This is a genomic window from Flavobacterium sp. WC2509, from assembly GCF_052683105.1.
The window spans coordinates 2,727,585-2,752,243 of record NZ_JBQZFG010000001.1 but is presented as its reverse complement, the minus strand read 5'-3'; the positions used below and the strand labels follow the sequence as shown (position 1 = coordinate 2,752,243).

Below are 24,659 nucleotides of genomic sequence, written 5' to 3'. Positions count from 1 at the left end.
TATAAATCTATCTTCTATTTAAATACAAGTATCCTGATTTCTCGATATTATCAGAGTTACTATTTCTGTATTTCAAAATATAAAAATAAGTACCTACAGGTAATTCTTGTGATTTATCGACTGTCACACGTCCTTCAGATATTCCTTTAAATGCCTTGTCGTTATTATTGTAATTCTCCTTTTCAAATATCAATACACCCCAACGGTTATAAATCTCTACGGTATTCTCAGGATAACATTCTATACCTTGAATAAAGAATACTCCATTTGGACCACTTCCGTCTGGCGATACTGCATTGAATACTTTTACTATACATTCATTAAGAGATAATATTGTTGGATTATCATCAATGGCATTGAATGCATCCGATTTGTCTTCAACTATTACTCCATTTGGACTTGTTCCATAAACGGTAGCTTGATTTGATATAGTTCCTGAAGTAATATCCGATTTCTTAATAACATATTTACCTTCAAAATTAGTTGAATCTATTTCCCCAACTCCCAATGTCAATGCACTTCCAGATATTACCACACCTGGTAATGGATCTACAATATTTACATTTATTAAAGGCACATTACCAGTATTAGTCACTTCAAAACGATATGTAACTGTCTCACCATCCTGCGCATAACCATCTCCGTTTTCATCATTAAAATGAGCTGTTTTTACTATGGCAATACGTGGGCGGCTTTGTACCAATACGGTTATTGTAGCTGTACTACAATTATTCAAATTTGATTTTTCACAAATTGTGTAAGTCAAAACATAATTACCTTCTGGAATATTAGCTATGGCACTCAATAATCCATCATTAGTTATTGTGAAGTTTACATTAGGTTTAAAAGTCAATACTACATTAGTTGGATTTATTGGTAATCCATCAAAAGTATCATTCGTTAATACATCCAAAAGAGATTGAACTTTATTACTACTTCTTATTGGAATTGCTATATCATTAACTGCCGAAATACCTGGTATTGGTTTAACAACAACTGTTGCAGTCGCAGTATCACAATTACCATTATCTGCATTTTCACAAATTTGATACGTCAATTGATAAGTTCCCGCAGGAGTACCTGCTTTTACATCAATTGAACCATTACCATTTAAAGTTAAAGCACCTTTTGGATCAGGAGTTATTAGCGCAAGAGTAACATCAGACGGATTAATTGCAATAGTATTCAAAAGATCATTCTTAAATACATTTAATACATTAGTTGCTCCGTTTACTCCATCAATAGAATTTACACTATCATTTATTGCATCAATTACAAAAGTTGGTCTTGATTTACATAATGGGCTAGCTGGTGGATAGTTTACGACAACAGTTACCGTTGGATTAAGAGCAAACGTCAATGTTGCACTAGGAACAAGAGTTTCAAAACCATCTGCAGTTTGAATCCATTGATTATTTGTAAATACCCATCCTGGCCAATCTGTTCCATTACCGTTTGTATCTATTGTCGCACCTGGCCATAACACATTACCGCTTAAAGGCAAATTAGTCATTGTAGTTATTACATTATTACTACTATTAGTCCAAGTAATGGTTAAACCATTTATTGGAGTAAAGTTTACTGGAGTAGCCGTATAAGAAACATACGGAACGTCATTAATACAAACTGATTGAGCAGTAATATTCATTATTGGATTTACAACTTCAACTGTAACAATAGCAATATCACAATTTGCTGGTGTTACACCAATTTCACATAAACTATAAGTAAGTGTATAAGTATCTGCTGGTGTATTTGGCGCTAATTCTATAGTTCCATCAGGTTTTAATGTCATGTATCCTGTTGGGTCAGCAATTGTTTGTGCTATGCTAACTTGACTTAATGTTGCATTTCCACCATTATATTTATCATTATCTAATACATTTAAAACAGTAATAACTTGATTAATTCCAACTATTGGAGTTGGTTTAGTATCCGGATTAGCTTCGATTGGTGTTATCCCCACTGGAATACTGATTGTAGCCGGAGTAGCATCTACTGCACCACTATTATCAGTTGCTGTGAAAGTAAAACTATCGGTTCCGGTGAAAGTACCGCTTGGATCGTATGTTAAAGTAGCTGCCTCTGCTGGAGTTAAGATTTGGTTTACCGTAACTGGCGTTCCTGATAAAGCCAAAGTACCATGAGCGGGTAAAGTCAGTACCGTATAACTCACTATTGTTCCATCTGAATCAGTAGCTGTTAAGGCATTGATTGCCGTAGCAGTTGCCGTTGAGGCGATAGTGCTGTTAGCATCATTATTAGCCACTGGAGCGTTGTTACCCACTGGAAGGCTGATTGTAGATGGACTTGAATCTACAAGGCCATTATTATCAGTTGCCGTGAAAGTAAAACTATCGGTTCCAGTAAAGGTACCGCTTGGATCATACGTTAAAGTAGCCGCCTCTGCTGGGGTTAAGATTTGGTTTACCGTAACTGGCTTTCCTGATAAAGCCAAAATACCATTAGCTGGTAAAGTCAATACTGTATAACTCGCAATGGTTCCATCTGAATCAGTAGCTGTTAAGGCGTTGATTGCCGTAGCTCCCGCTATTGAAGCTATAGTAGCATTGGTATCATTATTAGCCACTGGCGCGTTATTGCCCACTGGAATAGTGATAGTCGCTGGTGTAGCATCTGAAGTTCCGCTGTTATCCGTTGCTGTGAAGGTAAAACTGTCGTTTCCTGTGAACAGTCCGCTTGGATCGTAGGTCAAGGCTAATGCCTGAGCTGGAGTCAATACTTGGTTTACCGTTACAGGAGTTCCCCCTAAAGCTAGAATACCATTGGCTGGCAGACTAAGTACCGTATAAGAAGCAATTGTTCCATCAGAATCTGTTGCAGTCAAGGCGTTGATTGCTGTTGCTGTTGCTGTAGATGCAATAGTAGCATTGGTATCATTATTAGCCACTGGCGCGTTATTGCCCACTGGAATAGTGATAGTCGCTGGTGTAGCATCTGAAGTTCCGCTGTTATCCGTTGCTGTGAAGGTAAAACTGTCGTTTCCTGTGAACAGTCCGCTTGGATCGTAAGTCAAGGCTAATGCCTGAGCTGGAGTCAATACTTGGTTTACTGTTACAGGAGTTCCCCCTAAAGCTAGAATTCCATTGGCTGGCAGACTAAGTACCGTATAAGAAGCAATTGTTCCATCAGAATCCGTTGCAGTCAAGGCGTTGATTGCTGTTGCTGTTGCTGTAGATGCAATAGTAGCATTGGTATCATTATTAGCCACTGGCGCGTTATTGCCCACTGGAATAGTGATAGTCGCTGGTGTAGCATCTGAAGTTCCGCTGTTATCCGTTGCTGTGAAGGTAAAACTGTCGTTTCCTGTGAACAGTCCGCTTGGATCGTAGGTCAAGGCTAATGCCTGAGCTGGAGTCAATACTTGGTTTACTGTTACAGGAGTTCCCCCTAAAGCTAGAATTCCATTGGCTGGCAGACTAAGTACCGTATAACTCGCTATCGTGCCATCAGAATCTGTTGCAGTCAAAGCGTTGATTGCTGTTGCTGTTGCAGTAGATGCAATAGTAGCATTGGTATCATTATTAGCCACTGGCGCGTTATTGCCCACTGGAATAGTGATAGTCGCTGGTGTAGCATCTGAAGTTCCGCTGTTATCCGTTGCTGTGAAGGTAAAACTGTCGTTTCCTGTGAACAGTCCGCTTGGATCGTAGGTCAAGGCTAATGCCTGAGCTGGAGTCAATACTTGGTTTACTGTTACAGGAGTTCCCCCTAAAGCTAGAATTCCATTGGCTGGCAGACTAACTACCGTATAACTCGCTATCGTGCCATCAGAATCTGTTGCAGTCAAGGCGTTGATTGCTGTTGCTGTTGCTGTAGATGCAATAGTAGCATTGGTATCATTATTAGCCACTGGCGCGTTATTGCCCACTGGAATAGTGATAGTCGCTGGTGTAGCATCTGAAGTTCCGCTGTTATCCGTTGCTGTGAAGGTAAAACTGTCGTTTCCTGTGAACAGTCCGCTTGGATCGTAGGTCAAGGCTAATGCCTGAGCTGGAGTCAAGACTTGGTTTACCGTTACTGGTGTTCCCCCTAAAGCTAGAATTCCATTGGCTGGTAAACTCACTATGGTATAACTCGCTATCGTTCCATCTGAATCTGTTGCAGTCAAGGCGTTGATAGCCGTGGCTGTTGCTGTAGATGCGATAGTAGCATTGGTATCATTATTAGCCACTGGAGCGTTGTTGCCCACTGGAATATTGATCGTCGCTGGAGTAGCATCAGAAGTACCGCTATTATCCGTTGCTGTAAAAGTAAAACTATCGTTTCCTGTAAACAAGCCGCTTGGATCGTAAGTCAAGGCTAATGCCTGAGCTGGAGTCAAGACTTGGTTTACCGTTACTGGTGTTCCCCCTAAAGCTAGAATTCCATTGGCTGGTAAACTCACTATGGTATAACTCGCTATCGTTCCATCTGAATCTGTTGCAGTCAAGGCGTTGATAGCCGTGGCTGTTGCTGTAGATGCGATAGTAGCATTGGTATCATTATTAGCCACTGGAGCGTTGTTGCCCACTGGAATATTGATCGTCGCTGGAGTAGCATCAGAAGTACCGCTATTATCCGTTGCTGTAAAAGTAAAACTATCGTTTCCTGTAAACAAGCCGCTTGGATCGTAAGTCAAGGCTAATGCCTGAGCTGGAGTCAAGACTTGGTTTACTGTTACTGGAGTTCCTGCTAAAGCTAGAATTCCATTGGCTGGTAAACTCACTATGGTATAACTCGCTATCGTTCCATCTGAATCTGTTGCAGTCAAGGCGTTGATAGCCGTGGCTGTTGCAGTGGATGCGATAGTAGCATTGGTATCATTATTAGCCACTGGAGCGTTGTTCCCCACTGGAATATTGATTGTTGCTGGAGTAGCATCAGAAGTACCGCTATTATCCGTTGCTGTAAAAGTAAAACTATCGTTTCCTGTAAACAATCCGCTTGGATCGTAGGTCAAGGCTAATGCCTGAGCTGGAGTCAATACTTGGTTTACCGTTACTGGAGTTCCTGCTAAAGCTAAGATTCCATTGGCTGGTAAACTCACTATGGTATAACTCGCTATCGTTCCATCTGAATCTGTTGCAGTCAAGGCGTTGATAGCCGTGGCTGTTGCTGTAGATGCGATAGTAGCATTGGTATCATTATTAGCCACTGGAGCGTTGTTCCCCACTGGAATATTGATCGTCGCTGGAGTAGCATCTGAAGTACCGCTATTATCCGTTGCTGTAAAAGTAAAACTATCGTTTCCTGTAAACAATCCGCTTGGATCGTAAGTCAAGGCTAATGCCTGAGCTGGAGTCAATACTTGGTTTACTGTTACAGGAGTTCCCCCTAAAGCTAGAATACCATTGGCTGGTAAACTCACTACGGTATAACTCGCTATCGTTCCATCTGAATCCGTTGCAGTCAAGGCGTTGATTGCCGTGGCTGTTGCAGTAGATGCAATAGTAGCATTGGTATCATTATTAGCCACTGGAGCGTTGTTCCCCACTGGAATATTGATTGTTGCTGGACTTGCATCTACCAGTCCATTATTATCAGTTGCCGTGAATGTAAAACTATCAGTTCCGGTAAAGGTACCGCTTGGATCATACGTTAAAGTAGCCGCCTCTGCTGGAGTTAAAATTTGATTTACCGTAACTGGCGTTCCTGATAAAGCCAAAATACCATGAGCTGGTAAAGTCACTATCGTATAACTCGCAATGGTGCCATCACTGTCGATTGCTGTTAAGGCATTGATTGCCGTAGCTCCCGCTGTGGAGGCAATAGTGTTATTAGCATCATTATTAGCCACTGGTGCGTTGTTGCCCACTGGAAGGCTGATCGTCGCTGGACTTGCATCTACCAGTCCATTATTATCAGTTGCCGTGAATGTAAAACTATCAGTTCCGGTAAAGGTACCGCTTGGATCGTACGTTAATGTAGCCGCCTCTGCTGGAGTTAAAATTTGATTTACCGTAACTGGCGTTCCTGATAAAGCCAAAATACCATGAGCTGGTAAAGTCACTATCGTATAACTCGCAATGGTGCCATCTGAATCAGTAGCTGTTAAGGCATTGATTGCCGTAGCTCCCGCTGTGGAAGCAATAGTGTTATTAGCATCATTATTAGCCACTGGTGCGTTGTTGCCCACTGGAAGGCTGATCGTCGCTGGACTTGCATCTACAAGGCCATTATTATCAGTTGCCGTGAATGTAAAACTATCAGTTCCGGTAAAGGTACCGCTTGGATCATACGTTAAAGTAGCCGCCTCTGCTGGAGTTAAAATTTGATTTACCGTAACTGGCGTTCCTGATAAAGCCAAAATACCATGAGCTGGTAAAGTCACTATCGTATAACTCGCAATGGTGCCATCTGAATCAGTAGCTGTTAAGGCATTGATTGCCGTAGCTCCCGCTGTGGAAGCGATACTAGCATTGGTATTGTTATTTGCTACTGGCGCATTGTTGCCCACTGGGATACTGATCGTCGCTGGTGTAGCATCTACTGCGCCACTATTATCAGTTGCCGTGAATGTAAAACTATCAGTTCCTGTAAATGTTCCTATTGGATCGTACGTTAAAGTGGCTGCTTCTGCTGGAGTTAACACCTGGTTTACCGTTACTGCTACTCCGCCCAAAGCTAAAGTACCATTCGCTGGTAAAGTCAGTACCGTATAACTTGCAATCGTTCCATCAGAATCCGTAGCAGTCAAGGCATTAATTCCCGTTGCTCCCGCGCTGGATGCGATAGTAGCATTGGTATCATTAGTAGCTACTGGCGGGTTGTTTACAATGATAGTTCCAGTAGCTGTAGCTGGAGGACATCCTCCAGTTGTAGTTACAGTATAATTGAAAGTTCCTGATAATGTTGGTGTACCGGTTATAGTCGCAACATTTCCTGTCCAAGATCCAGTTACACCTGTAGGTAATCCAGTGAATGTTGCACCAGTCGCACCTGTTGTAGTCAATATGATATCAGAAATAGAATTATTAATAGTAATGTTTTGATTTTCTCCTATTGCTATACTATTTAAAGGACTAATGGTCAAATTCAACACTTGGTCTGCTGTACAACCATTATTGTTGATTCTCGTTCCTGTTTGAGTAGTTGAATAAATTATTCCATTAGCTGGCCAAGTATAGTTATCTCCTGAACAGATAGTAATTGTAGTGACTATATCTGTTGGTTTTACAGTTTCTATTACCACTACAGTTGCCGTAGCAGCAGTAGTACATGGAGCCGTTGCAGCCACAGTATAAGTATACGTTCCGGCACCAGCGAGTGCTGGAGACCAGGTTCCTCCGCCTGCTGGTGTTCCCCCTAATTGGGCGAATAATTGGCCAGCTGTTACAGTGCTTCCAGAGCAGATAGTCAGTGTTCCGTTAGTTCCGGCATTAGGCTGTGCCTGTGCGCTCACCACTACAGTTGCCGTAGCAGCAGTAGTACATGGAGCCGTTGCAGCCACAGTATAAGTATACGTTCCGGCACCAGCGAGTGCTGGAGACCAGGTTCCTCCGCCTGCTGGTGTTCCCCCTAATTGGGCGAATAATTGGCCAGCTGTTACAGTGCTTCCAGAGCAGATAGTCAAAGTTCCGTTAGTTCCGGCATTAGGCTGTGCCTGTGCGCTCACCACTACAGTTGCCGTAGCAGCAGTAGTACATGGAGCCGTTGCAGCCACAGTATAAGTATACGTTCCAGCACCGGCGAGTGCTGGAGACCAGGTTCCTCCGCCTGCTGGTGTTCCCCCTAATTGGGCGAATAATTGGCCAGCTGTTACAGTGCTTCCAGAGCAGATAGTCAAAGTTCCGTTAGTTCCGGCATTAGGCTGTGCCTGTGCGCTCACCACTACAGTTGCCGTAGCAGCAGTAGTACATGGAGCCGTTGCAGCCACAGTATAAGTATACGTTCCGGCACCGGCGAGTGCTGGAGACCAGGTTCCTCCGCCTGCTGGTGTTCCCCCTAATTGGGCGAATAATTGGCCAGCTGTTACAGTGCTTCCAGAGCAGATAGTCAAAGTTCCGTTAGTTCCGGCATTAGGCTGTGCCTGTGCGCTCACCACTACAGTTGCCGTAGCAGCAGTAGTACATGGAGCCGTTGCAGCCACAGTATAAGTATACGTTCCGGCACCAGCGAGTGCTGGAGACCAGGTTCCTCCGCCTGCTGGTGTTCCCCCTAATTGGGCGAATAATTGGCCAGCTGTTACAGTGCTTCCAGAGCAGATAGTCAAAGTTCCGTTAGTTCCGGCATTAGGCTGTGCCTGTGCGCTCACCACTACAGTTGCCGTAGCAGCAGTAGTACATGGAGCCGTTGCAGCCACAGTATAAGTATACGTTCCGGCACCAGCGAGTGCTGGAGACCAGGTTCCTCCGCCTGCTGGTGTTCCCCCTAATTGGGCGAATAATTGGCCAGCTGTTACAGTGCTTCCAGAGCAGATAGTCAAAGTTCCGTTAGTTCCGGCATTAGGCTGTGCCTGTGCGCTCACCACTACAGTTGCCGTAGCAGCAGTAGTACATGGAGCCGTTGCAGCCACAGTATAAGTATACGTTCCGGCACCAGCGAGTGCTGGAGACCAGGTTCCTCCGCCTGCTGGTGTTCCCCCTAATTGGGCGAATAATTGGCCAGCTGTTACAGTGCTTCCAGAGCAGATAGTCAAAGTTCCGTTAGTTCCGGCATTAGGCTGTGCCTGTGCGCTCACCACTACAGTTGCCGTAGCAGCAGTAGTACATGGAGCCGTTGCAGCCACAGTATAAGTATACGTTCCGGCACCAGCGAGTGCTGGAGACCAGGTTCCTCCGCCTGCTGGTGTTCCCCCTAATTGGGCGAATAATTGGCCAGCTGTTACAGTGCTTCCAGAGCAGATAGTCAAAGTTCCGTTAGTTCCGGCATTAGGCTGTGCCTGTGCGCTCACCACTACAGTTGCCGTAGCAGCAGTAGTACATGGAGCCGTTGCAGCCACAGTATAAGTATACGTTCCGGCACCAGCGAGTGCTGGAGACCAGGTTCCTCCGCCTGCTGGTGTTCCCCCTAATTGGGCGAATAATTGGCCAGCTGTTACAGTGCTTCCAGAGCAGATAGTCAAAGTTCCGTTAGTTCCGGCATTAGGCTGTGCCTGTGCGCTCACCACTACAGTTGCCGTAGCAGCAGTAGTACATGGAGCCGTTGCAGCCACAGTATAAGTATACGTTCCGGCACCGGCGAGTGCTGGAGACCAGGTTCCTCCGCCTGCTGGTGTTCCCCCTAATTGGGCGAATAATTGGCCAGCTGTTACAGTGCTTCCAGAGCAGATAGTCAGTGTTCCGTTAGTTCCGGCATTAGGCTGTGCCTGTGCGCTCACCACTACAGTTGCCGTAGCAGCAGTAGTACATGGAGCCGTTGCAGCCACAGTATAAGTATACGTTCCGGCACCAGCGAGTGCTGGAGACCAGGTTCCTCCGCCTGCTGGTGTTCCCCCTAATTGGGCGAATAATTGGCCAGCTGTTACAGTGCTTCCAGAGCAGATAGTCAAAGTTCCGTTAGTTCCGGCATTAGGCTGTGCCTGTGCGCTCACCACTACAGTTGCCGTAGCAGCAGTAGTACATGGAGCCGTTGCAGCCACAGTATAAGTATACGTTCCGGCACCAGCGAGTGCTGGAGACCAGGTTCCTCCGCCTGCTGGTGTTCCCCCTAATTGGGCGAATAATTGGCCAGCTGTTACAGTGCTTCCAGAGCAGATAGTCAAAGTTCCGTTAGTTCCGGCATTAGGCTGTGCCTGTGCGCTCACCACTACAGTTGCCGTAGCAGCAGTAGTACATGGAGCCGTTGCAGCCACAGTATAAGTATACGTTCCGGCACCAGCGAGTGCTGGAGACCAGGTTCCTCCGCCTGCTGGTGTTCCCCCTAATTGGGCGAATAATTGGCCAGCTGTTACAGTGCTTCCAGAGCAGATAGTCAAAGTTCCGTTAGTTCCGGCATTAGGCTGTGCCTGTGCGCTCACCACTACAGTTGCCGTAGCAGCAGTAGTACATGGAGCCGTTGCAGCCACAGTATAAGTATACGTTCCGGCACCAGCGAGTGCTGGAGACCAGGTTCCTCCGCCTGCTGGTGTTCCCCCTAATTGGGCGAATAATTGGCCAGCTGTTACAGTGCTTCCAGAGCAGATAGTCAAAGTTCCGTTAGTTCCGGCATTAGGCTGTGCCTGTGCGCTCACCACTACAGTTGCCGTAGCAGCAGTAGTACATGGAGCCGTTGCAGCCACAGTATAAGTATACGTTCCGGCACCAGCGAGTGCTGGAGACCAGGTTCCTCCGCCTGCTGGTGTTCCCCCTAATTGGGCGAATAATTGGCCAGCTGTTATAGTGCTTCCAGAGCAGATAGTCAGTGTTCCGTTAGTTCCGGCATTAGGCTGTGCCTGTGCGCTCACCACTACAGTTGCAGTAGCAGCAGTAGTACATGGAGCCGTTGCAGCCACAGTATAAGTATACGTTCCGGCACCAGCGAGTGCTGGAGACCAGGTTCCTCCGCCTGCTGGTGTTCCCCCTAATTGGGCGAATAATTGGCCAGCTGTTACAGTGCTTCCAGAGCAGATAGTCAAAGTTCCGTTAGTTCCGGCATTAGGCTGTGCCTGTGCGCTCACCACTACAGTTGCCGTAGCAGCAGTAGTACATGGAGCCGTTGCAGCCACAGTATAAGTATACGTTCCAGCACCGGCGAGTACTGGAGACCATGTTCCTCCGCCTGCTGGTGTTCCCCCTAATTGGGCGAATAATTGGCCAGCTGTTACAGTGCTTCCAGAGCAGATAGTCAGTGTTCCGTTAGTTCCGGCATTAGGCTGTGCCTGTGCGCTCACCACTACAGTTGCCGTAGCAGCAGTAGTACATGGAGCCGTTGCAGCCACAGTATAAGTATACGTTCCGGCACCAGCGAGTACTGGAGACCATGTTCCTCCGCCTGCTGGTGTTCCCCCTAATTGGGCGAATAATTGGCCAGCTGTTACAGTGCTTCCAGAGCAGATAGTCAAAGTTCCGTTAGTTCCGGCATTAGGCTGTGCCTGTGCGCTCACCACTACAGTTGCCGTAGCAGCAGTAGTACATGGAGCCGTTGCAGCCACAGTATAAGTATACGTTCCAGCACCGGCGAGTGCTGGAGACCAGGTTCCTCCGCCTGCTGGTGTTCCCCCTAATTGGGCGAATAATTGGCCAGCTGTTACAGTGCTTCCAGAGCAGATAGTCAAAGTTCCGTTAGTTCCGGCATTAGGCTGTGCCTGTGCGCTCACCACTACAGTTGCCGTAGCAGCAGTAGTACATGGAGCCGTTGCAGCCACAGTATAAGTATACGTTCCGGCACCAGCGAGTACTGGAGACCATGTTCCTCCGCCTGCTGGTGTTCCCCCTAATTGGGCGAATAATTGGCCAGCTGTTACAGTGCTTCCAGAGCAGATAGTCAGTGTTCCGTTAGTTCCGGCATTAGGCTGTGCCTGTGCGCTCACCACTACAGTTGCCGTAGCAGCAGTAGTACATGGAGCCGTTGCAGTCACAGTATAAGTATACGTTCCGGCACCAGCGAGTGCTGGAGACCAGGTTCCTCCGCCTGCTGGTGTTCCCCCTAATTGGGCGAATAATTGGCCAGCTGTTACAGTGCTTCCAGAGCAGATAGTCAAAGTTCCGTTAGTTCCGGCATTAGGCTGTGCCTGTGCGCTCACCACTACAGTTGCCGTAGCAGCAGTAGTACATGGAGCCGTTGCAGCCACAGTATAAGTATACGTTCCGGCACCAGCGAGTGCTGGAGACCAGGTTCCTCCGCCTGCTGGTGTTCCCCCTAATTGGGCGAATAATTGGCCAGCTGTTACAGTGCTTCCAGAGCAGATAGTCAAAGTTCCGTTAGTTCCGGCATTAGGCTGTGCCTGTGCGCTCACCACTACAGTTGCCGTAGCAGCAGTAGTACATGGAGCCGTTGCAGCCACAGTATAAGTATACGTTCCGGCACCAGCGAGTGCTGGAGACCAGGTTCCTCCGCCTGCTGGTGTTCCCCCTAATTGGGCGAATAATTGGCCAGCTGTTACAGTGCTTCCAGAGCAGATAGTCAAAGTTCCGTTAGTTCCGGCATTAGGCTGTGCCTGTGCGCTCACCACTACAGTTGCCGTAGCAGCAGTAGTACATGGAGCCGTTGCAGCCACAGTATAAGTATACGTTCCAGCACCGGCGAGTGCTGGAGACCAGGTTCCTCCGCCTGCTGGTGTTCCCCCTAATTGGGCGAATAATTGGCCAGCTGTTACAGTGCTTCCAGAGCAGATAGTCAAAGTTCCGTTAGTTCCGGCATTAGGCTGTGCCTGTGCGCTCACCACTACAGTTGCCGTAGCAGCAGTAGTACATGGAGCCGTTGCAGCCACAGTATAAGTATACGTTCCGGCACCAGCGAGTGCTGGAGACCAGGTTCCTCCGCCTGCTGGTGTTCCCCCTAATTGGGCGAATAATTGGCCAGCTGTTACAGTGCTTCCAGAGCAGATAGTCAAAGTTCCGTTAGTTCCGGCATTAGGCTGTGCCTGTGCGCTCACCACTACAGTTGCCGTAGCAGCAGTAGTACATGGAGCCGTTGCAGCCACAGTATAAGTATACGTTCCGGCACCAGCGAGTGCTGGAGACCAGGTTCCTCCGCCTGCTGGTGTTCCCCCTAATTGGGCGAATAATTGGCCAGCTGTTACAGTGCTTCCAGAGCAGATAGTCAGTGTTCCGTTAGTTCCGGCATTAGGCTGTGCCTGTGCGCTCACCACTACAGTTGCCGTAGCAGCAGTAGTACATGGAGCCGTTGCAGCCACAGTATAAGTATACGTTCCGGCACCAGCGAGTGCTGGAGACCAGGTTCCTCCGCCTGCTGGTGTTCCCCCTAATTGGGCGAATAATTGGCCAGCTGTTACAGTGCTTCCAGAGCAGATAGTCAAAGTTCCGTTAGTTCCGGCATTAGGCTGTGCCTGTGCGCTCACCACTACAGTTGCCGTAGCAGCAGTAGTACATGGAGCCGTTGCAGCCACAGTATAAGTATACGTTCCGGCACCAGCGAGTACTGGAGACCAGGTTCCTCCGCCTGCTGGTGTTCCCCCTAATTGGGCGAATAATTGGCCAGCTGTTACAGTGCTTCCAGAGCAGATAGTCAAAGTTCCGTTAGTTCCGGCATTAGGCTGTGCCTGTGCGCTCACCACTACAGTTGCCGTAGCAGCAGTAGTACATGGAGCCGTTGCAGCCACAGTATAAGTATACGTTCCAGCACCGGCGAGTGCTGGAGACCAGGTTCCTCCGCCTGCTGGTGTTCCCCCTAATTGGGCGAATAATTGGCCAGCTGTTACAGTGCTTCCAGAGCAGATAGTCAAAGTTCCGTTAGTTCCGGCATTAGGCTGTGCCTGTGCGCTCACCACTACAGTTGCCGTAGCAGCAGTAGTACATGGAGCCGTTGCAGCCACAGTATAAGTATACGTTCCGGCACCAGCGAGTGCTGGAGACCAGGTTCCTCCGCCTGCTGGTGTTCCCCCTAATTGGGCGAATAATTGGCCAGCTGTTACAGTGCTTCCAGAGCAGATAGTCAAAGTTCCGTTAGTTCCGGCATTAGGCTGTGCCTGTGCGCTCACCACTACAGTTGCCGTAGCAGCAGTAGTACATGGAGCCGTTGCAGCCACAGTATAAGTATACGTTCCGGCACCAGCGAGTGCTGGAGACCAGGTTCCTCCGCCTGCTGGTGTTCCCCCTAATTGGGCGAATAATTGGCCAGCTGTTACAGTGCTTCCAGAGCAGATAGTCAAAGTTCCGTTAGTTCCGGCATTAGGCTGTGCCTGTGCGCTCACCACTACAGTTGCCGTAGCAGCAGTAGTACATGGAGCCGTTGCAGCCACAGTATAAGTATACGTTCCGGCACCAGCGAGTGCTGGAGACCAGGTTCCTCCGCCTGCTGGTGTTCCCCCTAATTGGGCGAATAATTGGCCAGCTGTTACAGTGCTTCCAGAGCAGATAGTCAAAGTTCCGTTAGTTCCGGCATTAGGCTGTGCCTGTGCGCTCACCACTACAGTTGCCGTAGCAGCAGTAGTACATGGAGCCGTTGCAGCCACAGTATAAGTATACGTTCCGGCACCAGCGAGTGCTGGAGACCAGGTTCCTCCGCCTGCTGGTGTTCCCCCTAATTGGGCGAATAATTGGCCAGCTGTTACAGTGCTTCCAGAGCAGATAGTCAAAGTTCCGTTAGTTCCGGCATTAGGCTGTGCCTGTGCGCTCACCACTACAGTTGCCGTAGCAGCAGTAGTACATGGAGCCGTTGCAGCCACAGTATAAGTATACGTTCCGGCACCAGCGAGTGCTGGAGACCAGGTTCCTCCGCCTGCTGGTGTTCCCCCTAATTGGGCGAATAATTGGCCAGCTGTTACAGTGCTTCCAGAGCAGATAGTCAAAGTTCCGTTAGTTCCGGCATTAGGCTGTGCCTGTGCGCTCACCACTACAGTTGCCGTAGCAGCAGTAGTACATGGAGCCGTTGCAGCCACAGTATAAGTATACGTTCCGGCACCAGCGAGTGCTGGAGACCAGGTTCCTCCGCCTGCTGGTGTTCCCCCTAATTGGGCGAATAATTGGCCAGCTGTTACAGTGCTTCCAGAGCAGATAGTCAAAGTTCCGTTAGTTCCGGCATTAGGCTGTGCCTGTGCGCTCACCACTACAGTTGCCGTAGCAGCAGTAGTACATGGAGCCGTTGCAGCCACAGTATAAGTATACGTTCCGGCACCAGCGAGTGCTGGAGACCAGGTTCCTCCGCCTGCTGGTGTTCCCCCTAATTGGGCGAATAATTGGCCAGCTGTTACAGTGCTTCCAGAGCAGATAGTCAAAGTTCCGTTAGTTCCGGCATTAGGCTGTGCCTGTGCGCTCACCACTACAGTTGCCGTAGCAGCAGTAGTACATGGAGCCGTTGCAGCCACAGTATAAGTATACGTTCCGGCACCAGCGAGTACTGGAGACCAGGTTCCTCCGCCTGCTGGTGTTCCCCCTAATTGGGCGAATAATTGGCCAGCTGTTACAGTGCTTCCAGAGCAGATAGTCAGTGTTCCGTTAGTTCCGGCATTAGGCTGTGCCTGTGCGCTCACCACTACAGTTGCCGTAGCAGCAGTAGTACATGGAGCCGTTGCAGCCACAGTATAAGTATACGTTCCGGCACCAGCGAGTGCTGGAGACCAGGTTCCTCCGCCTGCTGGTGTTCCCCCTAATTGGGCGAATAATTGGCCAGCTGTTACAGTGCTTCCAGAGCAGATAGTCAGTGTTCCGTTAGTTCCGGCATTAGGCTGTGCCTGTGCGCTCACCACTACAGTTGCCGTAGCAGCAGTAGTACATGGAGCCGTTGCAGCCACAGTATAAGTATACGTTCCGGCACCAGCGAGTGCTGGAGACCAGGTTCCTCCGCCTGCTGGTGTTCCCCCTAATTGGGCGAATAATTGGCCAGCTGTTACAGTGCTTCCAGAGCAGATAGTCAAAGTTCCGTTAGTTCCGGCATTAGGCTGTGCCTGTGCGCTCACCACTACAGTTGCCGTAGCAGCAGTAGTACATGGAGCCGTTGCAGCCACAGTATAAGTATACGTTCCGGCACCAGCGAGTGCTGGAGACCAGGTTCCTCCGCCTGCTGGTGTTCCCCCTAATTGGGCGAATAATTGGCCAGCTGTTACAGTGCTTCCAGAGCAGATAGTCAAAGTTCCGTTAGTTCCGGCATTAGGCTGTGCCTGTGCGCTCACCACTACAGTTGCCGTAGCAGCAGTAGTACATGGAGCCGTTGCAGCCACAGTATAAGTATACGTTCCAGCACCGGCGAGTGCTGGAGACCAGGTTCCTCCGCCTGCTGGTGTTCCCCCTAATTGGGCGAATAATTGGCCAGCTGTTACAGTGCTTCCAGAGCAGATAGTCAAAGTTCCGTTAGTTCCGGCATTAGGCTGTGCCTGTGCGCTCACCACTACAGTTGCCGTAGCAGCAGTAGTACATGGAGCCGTTGCAGCCACAGTATAAGTATACGTTCCGGCACCAGCGAGTGCTGGAGACCAGGTTCCTCCGCCTGCTGGTGTTCCCCCTAATTGGGCGAATAATTGGCCAGCTGTTACAGTGCTTCCAGAGCAGATAGTCAAAGTTCCGTTAGTTCCGGCATTAGGCTGTGCCTGTGCGCTCACCACTACAGTTGCCGTAGCAGCAGTAGTACATGGAGCCGTTGCAGCCACAGTATAAGTATACGTTCCGGCACCAGCGAGTGCTGGAGACCAGGTTCCTCCGCCTGCTGGTGTTCCCCCTAATTGGGCGAATAATTGGCCAGCTGTTACAGTGCTTCCAGAGCAGATAGTCAAAGTTCCGTTAGTTCCGGCATTAGGCTGTGCCTGTGCGCTCACCACTACAGTTGCCGTAGCAGCAGTAGTACATGGAGCCGTTGCAGCCACAGTATAAGTATACGTTCCGGCACCAGCGAGTGCTGGAGACCAGGTTCCTCCGCCTGCTGGTGTTCCCCCTAATTGGGCGAATAATTGGCCAGCTGTTACAGTGCTTCCAGAGCAGATAGTCAAAGTTCCGTTAGTTCCGGCATTAGGCTGTGCCTGTGCGCTCACCACTACAGTTGCCGTAGCAGCAGTAGTACATGGAGCCGTTGCAGCCACAGTATAAGTATACGTTCCGGCACCAGCGAGTGCTGGAGACCAGGTTCCTCCGCCTGCTGGTGTTCCCCCTAATTGGGCGAATAATTGGCCAGCTGTTACAGTGCTTCCAGAGCAGATAGTCAAAGTTCCGTTAGTTCCGGCATTAGGCTGTGCCTGTGCGCTCACCACTACAGTTGCCGTAGCAGCAGTAGTACATGGAGCCGTTGCAGCCACAGTATAAGTATACGTTCCGGCACCAGCGAGTGCTGGAGACCAGGTTCCTCCGCCTGCTGGTGTTCCCCCTAATTGGGCGAATAATTGGCCAGCTGTTACAGTGCTTCCAGAGCAGATAGTCAAAGTTCCGTTAGTTCCGGCATTAGGCTGTGCCTGTGCGCTCACCACTACAGTTGCCGTAGCAGCAGTAGTACATGGAGCCGTTGCAGCCACAGTATAAGTATACGTTCCGGCACCAGCGAGTGCTGGAGACCAGGTTCCTCCGCCTGCTGGTGTTCCCCCTAATTGGGCGAATAATTGGCCAGCTGTTACAGTGCTTCCAGAGCAGATAGTCAAAGTTCCGTTAGTTCCGGCATTAGGCTGTGCCTGTGCGCTCACCACTACAGTTGCCGTAGCAGCAGTAGTACATGGAGCCGTTGCAGCCACAGTATAAGTATACGTTCCGGCACCAGCGAGTGCTGGAGACCAGGTTCCTCCGCCTGCTGGTGTTCCCCCTAATTGGGCGAATAATTGGCCAGCTGTTACAGTGCTTCCAGAGCAGATAGTCAAAGTTCCGTTAGTTCCGGCATTAGGCTGTGCCTGTGCGCTCACCACTACAGTTGCCGTAGCAGCAGTAGTACATGGAGCCGTTGCAGCCACAGTATAAGTATACGTTCCAGCACCAGCGAGTACTGGAGACCAGGTTCCTCCGCCTGCTGGTGTTCCCCCTAATTGGGCGAATAATTGGCCAGCTGTTACAGTGCTTCCAGAGCAGATAGTCAAAGTTCCGTTAGTTCCGGCATTAGGCTGTGCCTGTGCGCTCACCACTACAGTTGCCGTAGCAGCAGTAGTACATGGAGCCGTTGCAGCCACAGTATAAGTATACGTTCCGGCACCAGCGAGTGCTGGAGACCAGGTTCCTCCGCCTGCTGGTGTTCCCCCTAATTGGGCGAATAATTGGCCAGCTGTTACAGTGCTTCCAGAGCAGATAGTCAAAGTTCCGTTAGTTCCGGCATTAGGCTGTGCCTGTGCGCTCACCACTACAGTTGCCGTAGCAGCAGTAGTACATGGAGCCGTTGCAGCCACAGTATAAGTATACGTTCCGGCACCAGCGAGTGCTGGAGACCAGGTTCCTCCGCCTGCTGGTGTTCCCCCTAATTGGGCGAATAATTGGCCAGCTGTTACAGTGCTTCCAGAGCAGATAGTCAAAGTTCCGTTAGTTCCGGCATTAGGCTGTGCCTGTGCGCTCACCACTACAGTTGCCGTAGCAGCAGTAGTACATGGAGCCGTTGCAGCCACAGTATAAGTATACGTTCCGGCACCAGCGAGTGCTGGAGACCAGGTTCCTCCGCCTGCTGGTGTTCCCCCTAATTGGGCGAATAATTGGCCAGCTGTTACAGTGCTTCCAGAGCAGATAGTCAAAGTTCCGTTAGTTCCGGCATTAGGCTGTGCCTGTGCGCTCACCACTACAGTTGCCGTAGCAGCAGTAGTACATGGAGCCGTTGCAGCCACAGTATAAGTATACGTTCCGGCACCAGCGAGTGCTGGAGACCAGGTTCCTCCGCCTGCTGGTGTTCCCCCTAATTGGGCGAATAATTGGCCAGCTGTTACAGTGCTTCCAGAGCAGATAGTCAAAGTTCCGTTAGTTCCGGCATTAGGCTGTGCCTGTGCGCTCACCACTACAGTTGCCGTAGCAGCAGTAGTACATGGAGCCGTTGCAGCCACAGTATAAGTATACGTTCCGGCACCGGCGAGTGCTGGAGACCAGGTTCCTCCGCCTGCTGGTGTTCCCCCTAATTGGGCGAATAATTGGCCAGCTGTTACAGTGCTTCCAGAGCAGATAGTCAGTGTTCCGTTAGTTCCGGCATTAGGCTGTGCCTGTGCGCTCACCACTACAGTTGCCGTAGCAGCAGTAGTACATGGAGCCGTTGCAGCCACAGTATAAGTATACGTTCCGGCACCAGCGAGTGCTGGAGACCAGGTTCCTCCGCCTGCTGGTGTTCCCCCTAATTGGGCGAATAATTGGCCAGCTGTTACAGTGCTTCCAGAGCAGATAGTCAAAGTTCCGTTAGTTCCGGCATTAGGCTGTGCCTGTGCGCTCACCACTACAGTTGCAGTAGCAGCAGTAGTACATGGAGCCGTTGCAGCCACAGTATAAGTATACGTTCCGGCACCAGCGACTGCTGGAGACCAGGTTCCTCCGCCTGCTGGTGTTCCCCCTAATTGGGCGAATAATTGGCCAGCTGTTACAGTGCTTCCAGAGCAGATAGTCAAAGTTCCGTTAGTTCCGGCATTAGGCTGTGCCTGTGCGCTCACCACTACAGTTGCAGTAGCAGCAGTAGTACATGGAGCCGTTGCAGCCACAGTATAAGTATACGTTCCGGCACCAGCGAGTGCTGGAGACCAGGTTCCTCCGCCTGCTGGTGTTCCCCCTAATTGGGCGAATAATTGGCCAGCTGTTACAGTGCTTCCAGAGCAGATAGTCAAAGTTCCGTTAGTTCCGGCATTAGGCTGTGCCTGTGCGCTCACCACTACAGTTGCCGTAGCAGCAGTAGTACATGGAGCCGTTGCAGCCACAGTATAAGTATACGTTCCGGCACCAGCGAGTGCTGGAGACCAGGTTCCTCCGCCTGCTGGTGTTCCCCCTAATTGGGCGAATAATTGGCCAGCTGTTACAGTGCTTCCAGAGCAGATAGTCAAAGTTCCGTTAGTTCCGGCATTAGGATTACTTCTCACAGTAAATGTTACATCTGAACTTCTAGCAGCACAACCACCAGTAGCAGCAATAGTATATCGTATTGTTACCGCTGTATCAGATGTTATATTGGCAGGAGTGTAGATTGTACTAGCTATCGTTCCTCCACCTGCTTGCACACTCCAGGTTCCACTTGCTGGAGTTGCTAATAAAGTTTTTGTACTACTCTCACAGATAGTAGCTGTTGAAGTAGTATTGTTTGGTGGAGTACCACTATTGTTTACTGTTATAGTTGTTGTAACTGCTATTGCACGACTACATCCTCCATTACTTACATTAGTTAAATTCAATGTGGTAGTAGGTGAGACCCCTAGTGTAGTTACAGTTACCGTACCTCCTGAACCTATAGTTGCTGAACCTGAAGTTGCTCCCGTATAAGTCACTATATCGCCTGGTGTACCCGTAATAGTGAAAACAGCATTACTTCCTGAACAAATCGGACTCGGCGAGGCCAAAGTTGGTACAGTTAATACACATAAATTAGCAGCTCTAGAAATAACAGGACCACAAACATATGTACTTACTGTAATTAAATCTCTATAATCGTAACCGCTCATTGCTAGTGTTACATTTGCAATAGTTAGAGTTAGAGTATTAGTTCCTGAATACTTACCTGTATCTGTAATATTAATCCAAGTACTCCCATTGTTAGTACTTACCTGCCATTGGTGTTGTACACTAGCTGGTACAACAGTAGTTGTAAATGTAGCAGTTCCTCCAGTTAATACAGATTGATCCGCAGGTGTTGTAGAACTTATAACAGGACCCACTGCAATTGCATTTGTATAATCGCCTGTATAAGATGCAGCCGTTACCCTACCATTTCCTGCATTTACAGCTGGAGTTCCTGTTCCATACACTCCACCGTCACTTCCATCTGCTGTTTTTAAATTATAATATTCATTCGCATCTGAACAACCATCATTATCAGAGTCTAAATCGAATTGATTTGGAATTCCATCACTATCCGTATCACATGCATCCGAAGATTGTACAAACATTTGTTGTGCTCTTTCTCCTATTGTATCGGTATCTCCACCTGTGACACCGTAAGCAAAAGTACCTGTTGTATAGGAATTATGATAAAGTGAAATTTTATACAAAGGATCTCCTACAAGAGTTGTATTTGGAACAGTGCTAGTATTAGTGGTCAAAACTGCAGCTCTATAATAATTAAATACAGCTGCACCAGGTCCATTTATACCAGATGAACCTAACGTAAATCCATTATTAGATAAGTTTGCCCCAACAACAATACTCGTTGTACTATTTGAATTTGCATAACCCGCTACATCACCATATAGATTCCCTCCTCCATTCCCATCAATATCAGCTAATGCAATCATTAAATTATTGATTGTCGATGGTGTTATAGCTCCAGTTGACGTGGTAACTGTACCTGTTGGCACAAACTGAATTGTATAAGTAACATAAGGATTAGTATTAGGAACAATATCTCTGATTACTAAATCTCCAGCGATGCTTATATTTACGGTTCCTGTTCCTACAGACTTCGTTTTTATTTCAAGAATAGCATCATATTGAACGCCTAGATAGGTAAGCGCATTAACCTTTATTAGTCTATCTCCAACAACTAAACCAGTTGTAGCGTCAATTACTGCTGGTTTTAGAGCTGAGAAATCATTAAAAGCATATGCTACAGCGCATTCAGCTATATCATTAACTCCATCATTATCATCATCTGAATCGACGGAATTAATAACACCATCGCCATCATAATCATCTGCAGGATTTGTACCTCCAACAATTTGAGCATGTGCAGAAACAACCAAAAACAATAGTAAACCTAACACTATTCTTTTTGACGTTAATAAAGATTTTAACTTTTCTGAAATAATTTTTGAATTTTGAATAATCATACTATTATTTAATTTAAAGCTATTTTATAAATTGAAAACGTCAATAACATAGTCATCTCACTATTGTTTAAATGGCTACTGGCAAAATCAATAATTTGTGTTAGGTTAAACAACGGCAATGTAATTTGGTTCGTTGTGTAATAGTTGTCTTCAATAACTTTTACATTTTCTGTTTCAGTTGGATTTGCTAAAATAAAAATCTCATTAAAACGTATAGATGTATTGGCTTTTGTTTCAAAAAGAACAAAAATTAAGACTATAAAAAATCCTTTTCTCAGAATAGTGTTAAAAAAAAGAAATGAAGTGTTTTTCAGCAGTAAAATATTTTTCATAAAAAATATAAAATGGATATTATCGAAACATCTAACTAAGATTTTATAGAGAAAATAAAATCGTATCCTTCTCACCAAAAAAAGCAAGAAAGATTAACAAGCGCATCGAAATAAAAGGATTCCATTTTAAAAACAATATTCCCTTAGTATGAACAAAGCATAATTTATCAATGCTAAACAAGGATTTCATTTTTACAGAAAATACAATACAAGAAGTTAGAAGAAAGCATTTAAGCCCTTTGAAAGTAAAATTTTGCATAGACAACTTCGATTTGGTTAGAAAAACCAAAAACTAAATATCTAAAACAAGAATCAATAACAAATAAAGATTCTTTAAAAAAGGAAAAAAGAATACTCTACAAAAGAGTTGCACCAGAATTTTAAAATCATAAAGTAAATAAATTACTTACTATAATTAAAATACAGCCTCTTAGACCTTTTATATAGGATTAAATTTCAGTAGTTTGGAATTGCGAAACTACTCAAAACTAAACAAATCCACCATGTTTATCGATTAAAAGCATATTTTACCGCTTATTAACACTATTATTTATATGAAGCACATTAAAGCACTAAACAGCAGCAACATAATGTAAGATAAATTGACAAAATAAATAATACTGTTATCACTTCAAAAAATTAACATTCCGTTTTATACCATCAAATTTAGAACGCTTAAGTGGTGAGTCCTTAAACACTTTTTTAAAAGTTTCTTCAGTAATTTCCAACCAATCTTTTTTGGACATAGAAAGCAATTCAGAATTAGCATTTAGCAATGGTTCATTATGTGGTTGTGAAAAACGATTCCACGGACAAACATCCTGACAAACATCGCAACCAAAAGCCCAATCGTTAAATTTGCCTTTCATTTCTGTTGGAATATTATCTTTAAGTTCGATAGTAAAATAAGAAATACATTTACTACCATCAACTACATAAGGAGCAACAATAGCCTGGGTAGGACAAGCATCTAAACAAGCTGTGCAAGAACCACAATGATCGGTTGTAGCGTGATCATAATCCAAATCCAAATCGATAATCAATTCAGCTATAAAATAAAAAGAGCCTACTTTTTGAGTAATTAAATTACTGTTTTTTCCAATCCAACCTAGGCCACTTTTAGCCGCCCAAGCTTTATCCAAAACGGGTGCAGAATCGACAAAAGCGCGACCAGAAACATCTCCGATATTGGATTGAATAGAAAACAATAATTCTTTCAATTTTTCTTTAATAACATAATGATAATCTTGACCGTAAGCATATTTAGAAATTTTATAAGAATCTTGATTTTGAAATTCAGAAGGGTAATAATTCAACAAAAGTGAAACTACACTTTTAGCATCCTCAACCAGTAAAGTTGGATCCAAACGTTTGTCAAAATTATTTTCCATATAGGACATTTGACCATTCATTTGTTTTTTTAACCAATTTTCTAATCGGGGTGCTTCAGCTTCTAAAAACCCGGCTTTAGATATACCGCAAGATAAAAACCCGAGACGTTTCGCTTCGGATTTAATAAATTCTGAATATCTTATTTTAGAATTAATCATTATCTTTTAGTAAATAAAACTTCAACTCCCACAGGCTTTAAAGTAACCAGCGGATTAAACAGAGCCTCTCCACTTACTGGTTTTATTTTGTATTTTTTTACTATCTTAAAAACCGTTAAACACATTTCATAAATAGCAAAACCAGTACCAATACACATCCTAGGACCACCGCCAAAAGGGTAAAAATACTGCATAGAATATTTTTTTTGTTCTCCTAAAAATCTTTCTGGGTTAAATTTTTCTGGATCTTTCCAATATTTAGGATTGCGATGCAATTCGTAAAATGAAACACCAATAAGCGTTTGCTTTTTTACATGATAAGAAGCGATAGTATCATCGACAACATTTTGCCTATCTATAATCCAAGCAGGAGGGTATAAGCGCATTGATTCATTCAAAACAGCATTGATATATGTCATTTTTTGAAGTTGCTCCACAGTATCATTGGTTTGTGATTCAATTTCACTAATCTCTTGCCATACTTTTTGTTGAATATCAGGATGTTTTGCTAAAAGATAAAGAGTAAAAGTCAATGCATTTGCAGTTGTTTCGTGACCAGCTATAAACAAAATCTTAATTTCATCTATTAGTTGTGTTACTGACATTCCCTCTCCTGTATCTTCATAACGGGTATCCATCAGAAATTGAAGCAGATCATTAGATTTTTCCTTAGAAATAACCCTTCTATCAATAATTCCTTGAATTATATTATTATTCTCTAAGGATAATTGAAAATGTTTTTTTACTTGTCCACTCAAAAAAAACCACCAACTTTTATGAGGAAGTCTAATTTCTTTGATTAAGAAATTTTGCACTTCCTCAATAATAAATTTCATTCTATGTAACTTTTCTTCAGCGATAGAAAGATGAAATAATGATTTAGCAACAACATTAAATGCTAATTGACTCATCACTGGAAAAAGATCCACTGTCTCTTCTTCTGCTAAATTGTTCAATTCAGAAACAATAATCTGTTCCATATTGACAACTAATTCATTCATCTTTTGCTTATGAAATGCGGGTTGGATTAGTCTTCTTTGTTTTAGCCAAAAATCACCATCCGATGTCAATAATCCTTTACCCAAATACTTTGACAGATATACCGTTTGAAGATTTGACTTATAATAGTTTTTATGATTTTTTTGTAATATATACTGAGCAACTTCATTATCTCTTGACAGAATCAAATGTTTTGTTCTACCAATTTTAACAGAAAAAGTATCTCCTAATTTTTCAAAATACTTTTTATGAAAAGGAATCGGATTTTTACGAATACCCTCAATATCTAAAAAGAAATTAACTATGGAAAGCTTTTCAGGATAATTATATTTCTTCATT

4 protein-coding genes are annotated in these 24,659 nt (G+C 46.1%); all 4 read right to left on the bottom strand.

Annotated features, from left to right (window positions below; genetic code table 11):
• Positions 1–7 precede the first annotated feature (7 nt).
• Positions 8–21,439 carry an Ig-like domain-containing protein gene (locus ACUN3A_RS11430; protein WP_445551417.1) on the bottom strand — a complete coding sequence of 7,144 codons (21,432 nt, stop codon included), beginning with the start codon at positions 21,437–21,439 and terminating at the stop codon, positions 8–10.
• Positions 21,440–21,447: 8 nt separating this feature from the next.
• The gene (locus ACUN3A_RS11425; protein ID WP_445551416.1) at positions 21,448–21,771 is read right to left on the bottom strand and encodes a hypothetical protein; all 324 of its coding nucleotides are present in this window, start codon (positions 21,769–21,771) and stop codon (positions 21,448–21,450) included.
• 626 nt (positions 21,772–22,397) lie between these two features.
• On the bottom strand, positions 22,398–23,321 hold the full coding sequence (queG, locus tag ACUN3A_RS11420; protein WP_445551415.1) for a tRNA epoxyqueuosine(34) reductase QueG: 924 nt from the start codon (positions 23,319–23,321) through the stop codon (positions 22,398–22,400).
• Positions 23,321–24,658: a cytochrome P450 gene (locus ACUN3A_RS11415; protein WP_445551414.1), complete on the bottom strand. Its 1,338-nt coding sequence runs from the start codon at positions 24,656–24,658 to the stop codon at positions 23,321–23,323. Before ACUN3A_RS11415 ends, queG begins: the two co-directional genes overlap by 1 nt.
• Position 24,659: the final 1 nt, after the last annotated feature.